A 13818-nucleotide genomic window follows, 5' to 3' on the forward strand; every position below is an offset into this window, starting at 1 on the left:
GCGATCGGTAGTCATATCCGGTATTAGACCCCGTTTCCAGGGCTTGTCCCAGAGTGCAGGGCAGATTGCCCACGTGTTACTCACCCGTTCGCCACTAATCCACCACCGAAGCGGCTTCATCGTTCGACTTGCATGTGTTAAGCACGCCGCCAGCGTTCGTCCTGAGCCAGGATCAAACTCTCCATGAATGCCTCCGGGATATCCCGGCAAACACACACGATAAGAGCGGAACACCGACCGGAATAAGATCAGTGTTCACAGCGTCCTCGCTGTGTCGCCCCCCAACCCCATCACAGGATCGGGAGGACTTTTCAAAGGAACCTCGCCCCCACAATGTGTGGGAGACGGGGTATCAACATATTCGGCGTTGACTTTTGGCACGCTGTTGAGTTCTCAAGGAACGGACGCTTCCTTCGGTCCCGTTTCACCGGGCCCTCCGGGCGCTTCCCTTCGGTGTTTCCAACCTTACCAGATCCTTTTCCCGGTCATTTTCGACTGGAATTTGTTTCCGATGGCCGTTGGAGAGCCTTTGCCTTTCGGCGTGATTTCGACTTTACCAGATTTCTCTGAGTCGAATTCCCACCCGCTTCGGTCCCTTCCGTGCGCACAACGGCGACGGGTTCCCGATCCGGTGGAGCCGTAAACGTACTGGACGGCTGCGGTTGGAGGCAAATCGGCTCCGGCCGCAGCCGTCCACGTACGTGAGGGAGTGTCAGACCTCGACGACGACCGGGAGGATCATCGGTCGGCGGCGGTAGCTCTCGGAGACCCACTTGCCGATCGCCCGGCGCACCAGCTGCTGGAGCTGATGGGGCTCGCCGACGCCGTCGGCCGCGGCCTTGGCCAGCGAATCCTCGATCTTCGGGGTCACCGCCACGAAGGCGGCGTCGTCGATGCCGGTGCCCCGGCCCTGGATGTGCGGGCCGCCGACAATCTTGCCCGTCGTGCTGTCCACCACCACGAAGACGGAGATGATGCCCTCGTCCCCGAGGATGCGGCGGTCCTTGAGGGAGGATTCCGTGACGTCGCCTACCGAGAGGCCGTCCACGTACACGTATCCCGCCTGGACCTTGCCGGAGATCTTGGCGATGCCGTCGACCAGGTCGACCACCACGCCGTCCTCGGCGATGACCACCCGGTCCTTGGGCACGCCGGTCAGGGCGCCGAGTTCGGCGTTGGCCCGGAGGTGGCGCCATTCGCCGTGGACCGGCATCAGGTTGCGCGGCTTGCAGATGTTGTAGAAGTACAGCAGCTCGCCGGCCGACGCGTGGCCCGAGACGTGCACCTTGGCGTTGCCCTTGTGCACGACGTTGGCGCCCCATCTGGTGAGGCCGTTGATCACCCGGTACACCGCGTTCTCGTTGCCCGGGATCAGCGACGAGGCGAGGATGACGGTGTCGCCCTGCACGATGCGGATCTGGTGGTCGCGGTTGGCCATCCGGGACAGCGCGGCCATCGGTTCGCCCTGCGAGCCCGTGCACACCAGCACGATCTCGTGCTCCGGGAGGTCGTCCAGGGTGCGTACGTCCACCACGAGCCCCGGCGGTACGCGCAGATAGCCCAGGTCACGGGCGATGCCCATGTTGCGGACCATGGAGCGGCCGACGAAGGCCACGCGGCGTCCGTACTCGTGTGCCGCGTCCAGGATCTGCTGGATGCGGTGCACGTGACTGGCGAAGCTCGCCACGATGATGCGGCGGTCGGCGCTGGCGAAGACCTGGCGCAGCACGTTGGAGATGTCGCGCTCCGGCGCCACGAAGCCGGGGACCTCGGCGTTGGTGGAGTCCGACAACAGCAGGTCGATGCCCTCCTCGCCGAGCTTGGCGAAGGAGGGCAGGTCGGTGAGGCGACCGTCCAGCGGCAGTTGGTCCATCTTGAAGTCGCCGGTGTGCACGGCCATGCCGGCCGGGGTGCGGATGGCGACCGCGAGGGCGTCCGGGATCGAGTGGTTGACCGCGACGAACTGGCAGTCGAAGGGGCCGATACGCTCGCGGTGCCCCTCCGTGACCTCCAGCGTGTAGGGCCGGATGCGGTGCTCCTGGAGCTTCGCCTCGATCAGGGCGAGCGTCAGCTTGGAGCCGATGAGCGGGATGTCCGGCTTCTCGCGGAGCAGGTACGGCACGCCACCGATGTGGTCCTCGTGGCCGTGGGTGAGCACGATGCCGTCGATGTCGCCGAGCCGGTTTCGGATGGACGTGAAGTCCGGCAGGATCAGGTCAACTCCGGGCTGCTCCTCCTCGGGGAAGAGCACTCCGCAGTCGACGATCAGCAGCCGTCCGTCGTACTCGAAGACCGTCATGTTGCGGCCGATCTCGCCCAGGCCGCCCAACGGGGTGACGCGCAGGCCGCCCTTGGGGAGCTTCGGCGGAGGACCGAGTTCTGGGTGCGGATGACTCAAAAGACTCTCCTTACCACGCGCGCCACATGTCCCCTGCTCCGCCGGGAGCGGGGCAGGGAGGCACGTGGCGCGGGTGTCATTCGTGCACTTGCAAATGGGTCGGTATTCGGTTGTGAAGTCCGTGGTTAGAGCTGTACCCCGCCGGCGGCAAGATCTCGCTTGAGCTGCTCGGTCTCGTCCGCGGACAGCTCGACGAGGGGCAGCCGGAGCGGGCCTGCGGGCAGGCCCTGGAGGGCGAGCGCGGCTTTGGTCGTGATGACGCCCTGGGTGCGGAACATGCCGGTGAAGACCGGGAGCAGCTTCTGGTGGATCTCGGCCGCCTTGGCCACGTCGCCGGTCAGGTGCGCGTCGAGGAGGGCGCGCAGCTCGGGGCTGACCAGGTGCCCGACGACGGAGACGAAGCCGACGGCGCCGACCGACAACAGCGGGAGGTTCAGCATGTCGTCGCCGGAGTACCAGGCCAGCCGCGAGCGGGCGATGGCCCAGCTCGCCCGCCCGAGGTCGCCCTTGGCGTCCTTGTTGGCGACGATGCGCGGGTGCTCGGCGAGCCGCACGATGGTCTCGGTGCTGATCGGGACGCCGCTGCGGCCGGGGATGTCGTAGAGCATCACGGGCAGTTCGGTGGCGTCGGCGATGGCCGTGAAGTGCCGGAGCAGGCCCTCCTGCGGGGGCTTGCTGTAGTACGGCGTGACGGCGAGCAGGCCGTGCGCACCGGCCGCCGCGGCGGCGCGGGCCAGTTCGATGCTGTGCCGGGTGTCGTTGGTGCTGGCTCCGGCCACGATGTGGGCGCGGTCGCCGACCGCCTCGACGACGGCCCGTACGAGGTCGGCTTTCTCCGCATCGCTGGTGGTCGGCGACTCGCCGGTGGTGCCGTTGATGATCAACCCGTCGTTGCCCGCGTCCACGAGGTGGGCGGCAAGTCGCTGGGCGCCGTCGAGATCGAGCGCGCCGTCAGCCGTGAACGGCGAGACCATGGCGGTCAGCACGCGCCCGAAGGGGGTCTGCGATGTGGAAGTCGGAGCCATGGGCACCACGCTACTCGCAGCACGCCCCCGCACGCTCCCTCGGGTGAGTATCGGTGTCGGACAAACCGGCACGAAGTGCGGCTTCACCGGGCTACGGACGGGCCGTGGGCGAGCGGCGAAGCGGAAGGCACCGGCACTGCCTGCTCGGGGGTTCAGACAGTGCCGGGCCCATTCGTCAGCCTAGATGAAGTCCCTTAAATGCCGCAATCTGGACAGTTAGCAGGAGGCGAGGCCAGCACGCGCTGCGTGTACGGGGTGCGTGGGGCGCCCGGGCGGGCGGCGCGGGGTTACGGGGCGACGCGTCCGTTGGCGTTGAACGCCGCGTGGGTGAGCGGCATCAGCCGGGCCCACTCCGCCTCCATCAGCTCGCCCACCATCTCGATCTCCCGCTGCGGGAACGAGGGCACGGCCGCCTGCTCGTGCTGCGTGCGCAGGCCGAGGAAGTGCATCAGGGAGCGGGCGTTGCACGTCGCGTACATCGAGGAGTAGAGGCCGACCGGCAGTACGGAGCGGGCCACCTCGCGGGCGACGCCGGCGTCCAGCATCTCCTGGTACGCCTCGTACGCGTGGACGTACGCGTCCTCCATGACCTTGCCCGTCAGCTCCTGCTGCGCCCGGGTGCCCTCGACGAACCGGTACTTGCCCGGGCGGCCCTCCTGTACGAGCTTGCGCGACTCGTTCGGGATGTAGAAGACGGGCTGCAGCTCGCGGTAGCGGCCGGACTCCTCGTTGTAGGACCAGCCGACGCGGTGCCGCATGAACTCACGGAAGACGAGGATCGGGGCGCTGATGAAGAAGGTCATCGAGTTGTGCTCGAAGGGGCTGCCGTGCCGGTCCCGCATCAGGAAGTTGATCAGGCCCTTGGAGCGCTCGGGGTCCTTGGTCAGCTCGTCCAGGGACTGCTCGCCCGCCGTGGAGACGCGGGCGGCCCACAGCACATCGGAGTCGGCGGCGCTGTGCTTGACCAGCTCGACGGTCATGTCACTGCGGAAGCTCGCCGTGGTGCTCTCGGCGGCGGTGTCGGTCACTGAGGGTCCTTCCAGTCGCATCGTTTCGCGTCACGCTCGGGGCGGCGCCCAGCTTACGGGCCCGTCCGCGCGCCCCTCGCCTCGTACGCCCCGCCCTCGCCTTGCGAGACAAAACGGACCCCGATGGCGGAGCCGGGCATGGCAGTTGATATTTTTTCCCCTAAGCAGTCGAAAACGGGCATGTTCGGGGCAGCTCAGACGTTCTCCGTACACCTGGCCCGTCGCCCCAGCCGGTTCCCGCCTGATCCGCACGCGGCCCGAGACCCGAGGAGAGCGTCCGTATGTTCCGACGGCGAGAGTCCGTGCCGTTCGCCTTCGTGGCGGAGGCCGACCGTTTCCGCAGCAATGTGGAGCCGCCGCCCAAGGCGCCGTCCACCCGGGGGCAGATAGCCGGTCGGGCGCTCATCGGGCTGACCATCGCGGCGGGCTTCGTGGGCGCGCTGCTGTTCGGGCTGCCGTCGCTGGACACCCAGTCGCACCCGACCCGTCAGATACCGAGCGCTGAGGCGGCCGACGGGCGCTGACGGTAGCCTCACCCCCGCACAGCCGAGTGTGCTGGTGAGTGAGGACGGGCCCGTGCCTTTGACCATTCTGACTGCCGACCGCGAGTTCGACGACGCCGCGGCCGGCCCGCCGCCGTTGCCGCACGAGGGCCGCGAGCAGTGGCGCCGCCCCTACCGGCCGGGGCCCTGGCGGGTGGGACTGGCCGCGGTGTTCCTGTTGCTGGCCTCGTTCGTCCTGCTGTCGGCCATGGTCATCGCGATGGCGGGCTCCGCCACGGGCGCGGCCACGTGCGCCGCCGTCGCCGCCGTCGTGATCACCGGCGCGCTGCGGCTGCTACGGATGGGCGTCTGGGTGAGCCAGCACGGGCTGCGGCTCACGAGCTTCCTGTCCACCTCGACGCTGCCCTGGTCGCAGGTGGCCAGCGTGCGCACCAGGCAGCAGCCGGTGAAGCTGCTCGGCCTGCCGCGCACCGTGCAGGGACAGGCCCTGGTCATCACCACCACGCGGGGTGCCGTGCCGCGCGCGCTGGTCACCGACCACAACAGCGACTTCCTCGGCCGCGGGCCGGCCTTCGACCGGGCGGCCGACGCGGTCGAGGCGTGGGCGGCGGAACACGCCTCGCCACGCCCCTGACGACACAGGACCCCGTCGACAGCGGCGCCCCGCGCACGCGCCCCACGCGGGCGGGCGTGCGCGGGGCGCGTGAGATCGGCGTACGGGCCACCGCCGCGGAGCGCCGGCTGCCGGTCCCCCGGCCCGTGGCGGTCAGCCCCGTACCGGCTCGCCGTCGTACAGGTTGATGGCGCGCTGCATCGCCTTGCGGGCCCTCGGGGTGTCCCGGGCGTCGTGGTAGGCGATCGCCAGCCGGAACCACGCGCGCCAGTCGTCCGGGGCCGCCTCCGCCTCCGCGCGACGCCGCTCGAAGACCGCGTCCGCCGAGTCCCGGTCGATCCGACCGCTGGGCGTGCGCACCAGCTCGTCGACCGGCAGCGCCCCCTCCGCCTCGAGCGTCCTGGCCAGCCGGCCGGCGTTGCGGGCGAACTTCGTGCTCTGCCACAGGAACCAGGCGCCGATGAGCGGCAGCACGAGCACACCTACCCCGAACGCGATGGTCAGCAACGTGCCCTGCTGGATCAGCAGCACGCCGCGGCTGCCGACGAGCACGAAGTAGACGATCAGGACGGCGGCGAGGGTGAAGTAGGTGATCTTTGCGCGCACTGTTCTCAGTCCAGATCCAGGAAGTGTTCCAGCCCGAAGGTCAGGCCCGGCACCGTCACCACGCGCCGCACACCGAGCAGAATGCCCGGCATGAACGAGCTGTGGTGCAGGGAGTCGTGCCGCAGCGTGAGGGTCTCCCCGGCGCCGCCCAACAGGACCTCCTGGTGGGCGAGCAGCCCACGCAACCGTACGGAGTGCACCCGTACGCCGTCCACGTCGGCGCCGCGCGCGCCCTCCAGCGCGGTGCTCGTCGCGTCGGGCTGCGGCGCGCTGCCCGCCTCCCGGCGCGCGGCCGCGATGAGCTGCGCGGTGCGGGTGGCGGTGCCGGACGGGGCGTCGGCCTTGTTCGGGTGGTGCAGCTCGATGACCTCGACGGACTCGAAGAAGCGGGCCGCCTGCTGGGCGAAGCGCATGGTGAGCACGGCGCCGATGGAGAAGTTCGGCGCGATGAGCGTCCCGGTGCCGGGCGCCGCCTCCAGCCACGTGCGGAGCTGGCCCAGCCGCTCGTCGGTCCAGCCGGTGGTGCCGACGACGCCGTGGATACCGTTGCGTACGCAGAACTCCAGGTTGTCCATGACGGCGTCCGGGTGGGTCAGCTCGACCGCGACCTGGGCGCCGGCCTCGGTCAGCGACTCCAGGCGGTCGCCGCGGCCCAGGGTCGCGACCAGCTCCAGGTCGTCGGCCGCCTGCACCGCTCGTACGGCCTCGGAGCCGATGCGGCCCCCCGCTCCGATCACGGCTACGCGCAGCTTGCTCATGGTCTGTGGCTTTCCTTCGCTCAAACGGGTGGGAGGGCGGGGTCGATGCTCACGGGGCACTCTCGCACGGGGCGCCGGCGCGCGGTGCGCGGGGCGCCGTCCGCCGGGGGCCCGGCACCGTCCTACGGGGCACGGGGCACGGGGCACGGAGCGGGCGCCCCGCCGCCCCGTGCGGCCCGGACCGGACGGTGCGGGCGACACGGGGCGGGGCGCACGGCGTGAGCCGCACGGAGCGGGACGGTCAGGCGACCGCCTCGTCCAGGCGACTGGCCTGCCTGTCCTTCAGCGGGCCGATCACCGACAGCGAGGGGCGCTGCCCCAACACCGTGCGGGCGATCTCGCGCACGTCGTCCGCGGTGACGGCCGCGATCCGCGCCAGCATGTCGTCGACCGACATCTGGTCGCCCCAGCACAGCTCGCTCTTGCCGATGCGGTTCATCAGCGCGCCGGTGTCCTCCAGGCCCAGCACCGTGGAGCCGGAGAGCTGGCCGATGGCCCGCCGCAGCTCCTCGTCGCTCAGGCCCTTGTCGGCGACCTGGTCGAGTTCGTCGCGGCAGATCCGCAGCACGTCGTGCACCTGGCTCGGGCGGCAGCCCGCGTACACCCCGAACAGCCCGCAGTCGGCGAAGCCGGAGGTGTAGGAGTACACGCTGTACGCCAGGCCGCGCTTCTCCCGTACCTCCTGGAACAGGCGCGAACTCATGCCGCCGCCGAGCGCCGTGTTCAGCACGCCGAGCGCCCAGCGGCGGTCGTCGGTGCGGGCGATGCCGGGCATGCCGAGCACGATGTGCGCCTGCTCGGTCTTGCGGCCGATCAGGTCCACGCGGCCGGCGGTGCGGATCGCCCGGCTGCCGCCGCGCGGCGCCACCGGCGTCACGTCCTCCCGCTCCAGCGCCCCGGCCCGGTCGAAGGCCGCCCGGACCTGCCGTACGACGCGGGCGTGGTCCACGTTGCCCGCGGCGGCGACGACGAGGTGGGTGGGGTCGTAGTGCTTGCGGTAGAACCGCCGGATGCGGTCGGCCGTCAGCGCGTTGACGGTGTCCACGGTGCCGAGGACGGGGCGGCCCAGCGGGGTGTCGCCGAACATCGTCTGCGCGAACAGATCGTGCACGCAGTCGCCCGGGTCGTCCTCGGTCATGGCGATCTCTTCGAGGATGACGCCGCGCTCGGCGTCCACGTCCCCCGGTTCGATCAGCGAGCTGGTCAGCATGTCGCACACGACGTCTATGGCCAGCGGCAGGTCCGAGTCGAGCACCCGCGCGTAGTAGCAGGTGTACTCCTTGGCCGTGAACGCGTTCATCTCACCGCCGACCGCGTCGATCGCGGCCGAGATGTCCAGCGCGCTGCGCCGCTCGGTGCCCTTGAAGAGCAGGTGCTCCAGGTAGTGGGTGGCACCGCCGAGCGCCGGCGTCTCGTCCCGGGAGCCGACGTGGGCCCAGATCCCGAAGGTGGCCGACCTGACGGACGGCAGGGTCTCGGTGACCACGCGCAACCCCCCGGGGAGGGTGGTGCGGCGCACCGTACCGATGCCGTTCTCGCCCTGGAGAAGCGTCTTGGTGGTGGACCGGGTACGGGCGACGGCCCGCCCCTCGATGGAGGGGCGGGCCGTCGCGCGGTGCGATCCGCCCGAAGGGGAAAGCGGCATCACTGGGCGGCTTCGTCCTTCTGGTCGTCGCCGTCCTCGCCCTCGATCACGGGGATCAGGGAGAGCTTGCCGCGCTGGTCGATCTCGGCGATCTCGACCTGCACCTTGGCGCCCACCGCGAGCACGTCCTCGACGTTCTCCACGCGCTTGCCACCGGCGAGCTTGCGGATCTGCGAGATGTGCAGCAGGCCGTCCTTGCCCGGGAGCAGGGAGACGAACGCGCCGAAGGTCGTGGTCTTGACGACCGTGCCCAGGTAGCGCTCGCCGACCTCCGGCATGGTCGGGTTGGCGATGCCGTTGATCGTGGCGCGCGCGGCCTCGGCGGCCGGGCCGTCGGCGGCACCGATGTAGATGGTGCCGTCGTCCTCGATCGTGATGTCGGCGCCGGTGTCCTCCTGGATCTGGTTGATCATCTTGCCCTTGGGGCCGATGACCTCACCGATCTTGTCCACCGGGATCTTGACGGTGATGATCCGCGGCGCGTTCGGGGACATCTCGTCCGGAACGTCGATGGCCTCGTTCATCACGTCGAGGATGTGCAGCCGGGCGTCCCGGGCCTGCTTGAGCGCGGCGGCCAGCACGGAGGCGGGGATGCCGTCGAGCTTGGTGTCGAGCTGCAGCGCGGTGACGAAGGTCTTGGTGCCCGCGACCTTGAAGTCCATGTCACCGAACGCGTCCTCCGCACCGAGGATGTCGGTGAGGGTGACGTAGTGCGTCTTGCCGTCGATCTCCTGCGAGATCAGGCCCATGGCGATGCCGGCGACCGGGGCCTTGAGCGGCACACCGGCGTTCAGCAGCGACATCGTGGACGCGCAGACCGAGCCCATCGAGGTCGAGCCGTTGGAGCCCAGCGCCTCGGAGACCTGACGGATCGCGTACGGGAACTCCTCGCGCGTCGGCAGCACCGGCATCAGGGCGCGCTCGGCGAGCGCGCCGTGGCCGATCTCGCGGCGCTTGGGCGAGCCCACGCGGCCGGTCTCACCGGTGGAGTACGGCGGGAAGTTGTAGTTGTGCATGTAGCGCTTGCGCGTCACCGGCGACAACGTGTCGAGCTGCTGCTCCATGCGGAGCATGTTCAGCGTGGTGACGCCCAGGATCTGGGTCTCGCCGCGCTCGAACAGGGCCGAGCCGTGCACCCGCGGGATCGCCTCGACCTCGGCGGCGAGCGTACGGATGTCCGTGACGCCGCGGCCGTCGATGCGCTTCTTCTCCTTGATGACGCGCTCACGGACCAGGGTCTTGGTCAGCGAACGGTACGCGGCGGAGATCTCCTTCTCGCGGCCCTCGAACTCCGGCAGCAGCTTCTCGGCGGCGAGCGCCTTGACGCGGTCCAGCTCGCTCTCGCGCTCCTGCTTGCCGGCGATGGTCAGCGCCTGGGCCAGCTCGGTGCGCACGGCCGCGGTCAGCGCCTCCAGGACGTCGTCCTGGTAGTCGAGGAAGACCGGGAACTCGCCGGTCGGCTTCGCGGCCTTGGCGGCCAGCTCGGCCTGGGCCTGGCAGAGCGCCTTGATGAACGGCTTGGCGGCCTCGAGGCCGGCGGCCACGACCTCCTCGGTGGGAGCGTCGGCGCCGTCCTTGACGAGCTGGATGGTCTTCTCGGTGGCCTCGGCCTCGACCATCATGATCGCGACGTCGCCGTCGTCCAGGACGCGACCGGCGACGACCATGTCGAAGACGGCGTTCTCCAGCTCCGTGTGGGTCGGGAAGGCGACCCACTGGCCGTTGATCAGCGCGACCCGGGTGCCGCCGATCGGGCCGGAGAAGGGCAGGCCAGCGAGCTGCGTGGAGCAGGAGGCGGCGTTGATGGCGACCACGTCGTACAGGTGGTCGGGGTTGAGCGCCATGATCGTCTCGACGATCTGGATCTCGTTGCGCAGGCCCTTCTTGAAGGAGGGGCGCAGCGGGCGGTCGATCAGGCGGCAGGTGAGGATCGCGTCCTCGGAGGGGCGGCCCTCACGACGGAAGAAGGAGCCGGGGATCTTGCCGGCTGCGTACATCCGCTCCTCGACGTCCACCGTCAGCGGGAAGAAGTCGAGCTGGTCCTTCGGGTTCTTCGAGGCGGTGGTGGCCGACAGCACCATGGTGTCGTCGTCCAGGTAGGCCACGGCGGAGCCGGCGGCCTGGCGGGCCAGACGGCCCGTCTCGAAGCGGATGGTGCGGGTGCCGAAGCTGCCGTTGTCGATGACGGCCTCGGCGTAGTGGGTCTCGTTCTCCACCAGGAAAATCTCCTCGTCTGCGTCCCTCGTCCGTGTGACGGGGGACGTTGGCGGAGGAGCGCTCGGTCTGCCGCTGGGTCCGGCGGCCGGGCCGGTCTTCGATCGAAGCTACCGGAATTGCCAGTTCCGGGAGCCACTACCGAGGACCGGCGCCTGCGGCCTCGATTCGGCGGGAAGAGGGCGCTCCCCCTCGTTCGTTATGGCGTTATGGGACCAGACTACAAACCTTCAGCCGCCGCCACGACGGCTGAGACGTCTGTCCCGGGGCCGCGACGTCGCGGCCCTGCCGGGTGCGTGGGCCCCGGATGAGGCACACGCGCCGCGTGCTGTCCGGCTCGCCCGCGGGCGCTCTGCGCGCTACGGACGACCGGGGTGCGGCGCCCGCGGTGGCCGGGCGGGCGACCGTGTGGCGGACGGTGCGGGCGCGAGGCGAGCGCCGGGCGCCGGGTCTGTCGCCCGATCGGGGCGACGGGGTGCGGTCTTTCGCGACAGGCGGTCGGCACGGGGGCGCGATCCGGTGTCTGCCGCGCGTCGCGGGCCCGCGCACCGCACGGTGCGGGCCCGTGGTCGTACGAGGACCCCTTCGGCCGCTGTGTGTGCGGCTGGCGAGCGGGGCCGGTGCCCGTACGGCAAAGGAGCGGCTCCCAGGTGTGGGAACCGCTCCCTCCACGGCGTGTTACTTGGCGCCCGCCGCACCACGGCGGATGCCGAGGCGCTCGACGAGCACGCGGAAGCGCGCGATGTCCTTCTTCGCCAGGTACTGCAGCAGGCGGCGGCGCTGACCGACCAGGAGCAGCAGACCACGGCGGGAGTGGTGGTCGTGCTTGTGCGTCTTGAGGTGCTCGGTCAGGTCCGAGATGCGACGCGAGAGCATGGCCACCTGGACCTCGGGGGAGCCGGTGTCACCCTCCTTGGTGGCGAACTCGGCCATGATCTGCTTCTTCGTTGCGGCGTCGAGCGACACGCATACTCCTTCAAGGATTCTCGTTTGGCCACCGAGTGCCCCCGGTCTCATTCGCGGGGGAGCTTCCATGACTCGGAAGGCGGGGTCCGCTGAGCGCAGCTTCCAGAGCCTCCGGAAGCGCGTACACACACGGCCGTCACACAGCGTACCAGCCATGCGGGTGAGCCCTCACCGCGGGCGACCCACGGGCCGCGCCGGGGCCTCACCGCTCCGCCGTGGGCCGGCCGGGTGGGCCGGGTGAGCCGGGTGGACTTACGGGCGGGACGCCGTGGGGCACGGGGCCGGTCTCGCGGAGCGCGGGGCTGGACGTACGGGGCACGGGGTCAGCGCCAGGGAGCGCGCCTCGCGGGGCACGGGGCGCGGGGCACGGGGCACGGGGCCAGCCTCGCGGGGCGGCGGACTACAGGGTACGGAGCCTCGGGGCGCGTCCAGCCGGTGGTCAGCCGCTCGTCATGCTCCGCGCCGAGGAGTAGACGTCGAGGACGGCCAGGCACAGCGGCACCAGCGAGAGCAGCAGCGCGCCCTCCGCCAGGTCCGAGACGCGGCCCCAGAAGGGGGTCAGCCCCTTCTTCGGGATGATCAGGCCGAGCGCGACGATCAGCGCCGCTCCGGCGGCGATGGCGCCCACCAGCCACACGGTGCGTACGTCCATCCCGGTCCGGTCGCCGCCCAGCAGCTCCGCCCGCAGGTGGTCGGGGGCGTGCAGCGCGAGCCCGAGCACGAGGAGGCCGATGGCCGCGATCCCCGCGACGAGGACGCTGGCGACCTGCGAGGTGTAGCGGAAGAGCCTGGCCCGCAGCAGCATGGCCAGGCCGGTGGTCAGGGCGAGTATCTGGCCCCACACCGAGTCCGAGAAGCCCAGCACCGCCGCCGCGCCGATCACGACCACGCTGCATCCGCCGACCAGGCCGAGCAGCATCTCGTGCCCGCGCCGCGCCTGCGCCGCGATGCGTTCGGCGTCGATCGGGTCGGGAGACGGCGGGTCGTCGGGGTCGGCGTCGAAGTCCACGCTGGTCGCGCTGTACGGCGACGCGTAGCCGATCGGCAGCCGCGCGAAGCGGGTGGAGAGCCCGGGCAGGAAGGCCAGGGTGCCGATCGCGACCGGCGCGCAGACCGCGGCGGCGTCGGTGGCGCTGGCGTCGGCGAGGATGGCGCAGAACGTGGCGAGCGTCCCGATGGTCGCGGCGAAGGCCGTGGCGACGAACGGCGCGTCACCGTCGGGCGTGAGCGCCACGAGCAGGACGGACGCCACCAGGACGCAGACGCAACCGAGCAGGAACTGCAACCGCCCGGGCTCCGCGCCCGGGTCCGCCTCGATGATCCCGGAGCCGGCGACCAACAGGTGTGGCATGGCGCCGAGCCCCAGCGCGATAGCCGACGGGCGGTCGTCGTACACCCGGGCCCGCACCCCGGCCAGCGCCGTCAGCAGCACCGCGGCGACGCCGGCGACGATGCCGGGCAGGCCGTGCATGGAGTGCCGGTCGGGGTCGGCGTACCAGAGCACGAGGGCCATCAGGACGATCAGCAGCACTCCGCCCACCAGACCGGCGCCGCGCAGCATGTCCTCGCGCCACAGGTGCCGGTCGCGGGTGACGGCGGTGGCCACGGCGTCGGACACGTCGTCGAAGACGGTCGGCGGCAGGGAGTCCGCGAACGGGCGCAGGCTGAGCAGCTCGCCGTCGAGGACGCGCTGCGCCGCGAGCGAGCGGGCGCTGTCGAGGACGGTGCCGTCGCGGCGCAGCAGGTGGTAGCCGGTGGGCGCGCCCGGAGGCTGGGTCTGGCCGGTCAGCCGAAGGATCTCGGGGTAGACGTCGGCAACCGCGATGTCGTCGGGCAGCGCGACGTCGATGCGGCTGTCGGGAGCAACGACGGTGACCCGACAGAAGCCGGTCGTTGCGGTCGAACTCACCAGAGTGCCCCTCTGTTTGGCGTCTGTTGGACAGGTGCGCGCCCGGTCACCCTACCTACCTTGGTGTCAGAGCGTGTCAGTAGGATCACGCATACGAGGTGAGAAGCCGGCACTACGGGCGCTTCTGTCCGGAATTTCCCGAAGTCGCCGCCG

General features: G+C 70.6%; 11 protein-coding genes and 1 rRNA gene (1 of these 12 cut by a window edge). 2 read left to right on the plus strand and 10 right to left on the minus strand.

Annotated elements, in window-relative coordinates:
• The 4 genes from OYE22_RS07315 to thyX form a co-directional block, all read right to left on the minus strand.
• Nucleotides 1-188, minus strand: a 16S ribosomal RNA gene (locus OYE22_RS07315) (it extends 1339 nt beyond the left edge of the window).
• 524 nt (nt 189-712) lie between these two features.
• Complete coding sequence (locus OYE22_RS07320; protein WP_277319646.1) at nt 713-2398, minus strand: ribonuclease J; 1686 nt, start codon at nt 2396-2398, stop codon at nt 713-715.
• A 125-nt stretch (nt 2399-2523) separates the two neighbouring features.
• On the minus strand, nt 2524-3423 hold the full coding sequence (gene dapA, locus OYE22_RS07325) for a 4-hydroxy-tetrahydrodipicolinate synthase (RefSeq protein ID WP_187086954.1): 900 nt from the start codon (nt 3421-3423) through the stop codon (nt 2524-2526).
• 287 nt (nt 3424-3710) lie between these two features.
• On the minus strand, nt 3711-4451 hold the full coding sequence (gene thyX, locus OYE22_RS07330; protein WP_277319647.1) for an FAD-dependent thymidylate synthase: 741 nt from the start codon (nt 4449-4451) through the stop codon (nt 3711-3713).
• Nucleotides 4452-4732: 281 nt separating this feature from the next.
• Here thyX and OYE22_RS07335 point away from each other — a divergent pair, with 281 nt between their 5' ends.
• Both OYE22_RS07335 and OYE22_RS07340 read left to right on the plus strand, forming a co-directional pair.
• Nucleotides 4733-4975: a hypothetical protein gene (locus OYE22_RS07335; RefSeq protein WP_277319648.1), complete on the plus strand. Its 243-nt coding sequence runs from the start codon at nt 4733-4735 to the stop codon at nt 4973-4975.
• Between the two features lie 52 nt (nt 4976-5027).
• A complete protein-coding gene (locus tag OYE22_RS07340; protein WP_277319649.1) occupies nt 5028-5588 on the plus strand; it encodes a hypothetical protein in 561 nt (186 codons plus the stop codon).
• Nucleotides 5589-5720: 132 nt separating this feature from the next.
• On the opposite strand, the gene OYE22_RS07345 is transcribed toward OYE22_RS07340, so the two are convergent.
• The 6 genes from OYE22_RS07345 to eccD all read right to left on the minus strand — a co-directional run bounded on the left by OYE22_RS07345 (nt 5721) and on the right by eccD (nt 13665).
• Entirely contained in the window at nt 5721-6173 is a 453-nt protein-coding gene (locus OYE22_RS07345) for a tetratricopeptide repeat protein (protein WP_277319650.1), read from the minus strand.
• Between the two features lie 5 nt (nt 6174-6178).
• A complete protein-coding gene (dapB, locus tag OYE22_RS07350; protein ID WP_277319651.1) occupies nt 6179-6931 on the minus strand; it encodes a 4-hydroxy-tetrahydrodipicolinate reductase in 753 nt (250 codons plus the stop codon).
• Between the two features lie 241 nt (nt 6932-7172).
• On the minus strand, nt 7173-8576 hold the full coding sequence (locus OYE22_RS07355; protein ID WP_277319652.1) for a pitrilysin family protein: 1404 nt from the start codon (nt 8574-8576) through the stop codon (nt 7173-7175).
• The gene (locus OYE22_RS07360; RefSeq protein ID WP_277319653.1) at nt 8576-10792 is read right to left on the minus strand and encodes a polyribonucleotide nucleotidyltransferase; all 2217 of its coding nucleotides are present in this window, start codon (nt 10790-10792) and stop codon (nt 8576-8578) included. Before OYE22_RS07360 ends, OYE22_RS07355 begins: the two co-directional genes overlap by 1 nt.
• A gap of 676 nt (nt 10793-11468) precedes the next feature.
• Nucleotides 11469-11756: a 30S ribosomal protein S15 gene (gene rpsO, locus OYE22_RS07365; protein WP_277319654.1), complete on the minus strand. Its 288-nt coding sequence runs from the start codon at nt 11754-11756 to the stop codon at nt 11469-11471.
• 439 nt (nt 11757-12195) lie between these two features.
• The gene (eccD, locus tag OYE22_RS07370) at nt 12196-13665 is read right to left on the minus strand and encodes a type VII secretion integral membrane protein EccD (protein WP_277319656.1); all 1470 of its coding nucleotides are present in this window, start codon (nt 13663-13665) and stop codon (nt 12196-12198) included.
• Between the last annotated feature and the right edge of the window lie 153 nt (nt 13666-13818).

Source organism: Streptomyces sp. 71268 (genome assembly GCF_029392895.1).
Lineage (GTDB): Bacteria > Actinomycetota > Actinomycetes > Streptomycetales > Streptomycetaceae > Streptomyces.

What these genes read in the sequence shown, in the direction of transcription:
- dapB (WP_277319651.1), bottom strand. Translation starts at nt 6,931, where the DNA reads ATGAGCAAGCTGCGCGTAGCCGTGATCGGAGCGGGGGGCCGCATCGGC.
- OYE22_RS07335 (WP_277319648.1), top strand. Translation starts at nt 4,733, where the DNA reads ATGTTCCGACGGCGAGAGTCCGTGCCGTTCGCCTTCGTGGCGGAGGCC.
- dapA (WP_187086954.1), bottom strand. Translation starts at nt 3,423, where the DNA reads ATGGCTCCGACTTCCACATCGCAGACCCCCTTCGGGCGCGTGCTGACC.
- OYE22_RS07355 (WP_277319652.1), bottom strand. Translation starts at nt 8,576, where the DNA reads ATGCCGCTTTCCCCTTCGGGCGGATCGCACCGCGCGACGGCCCGCCCC.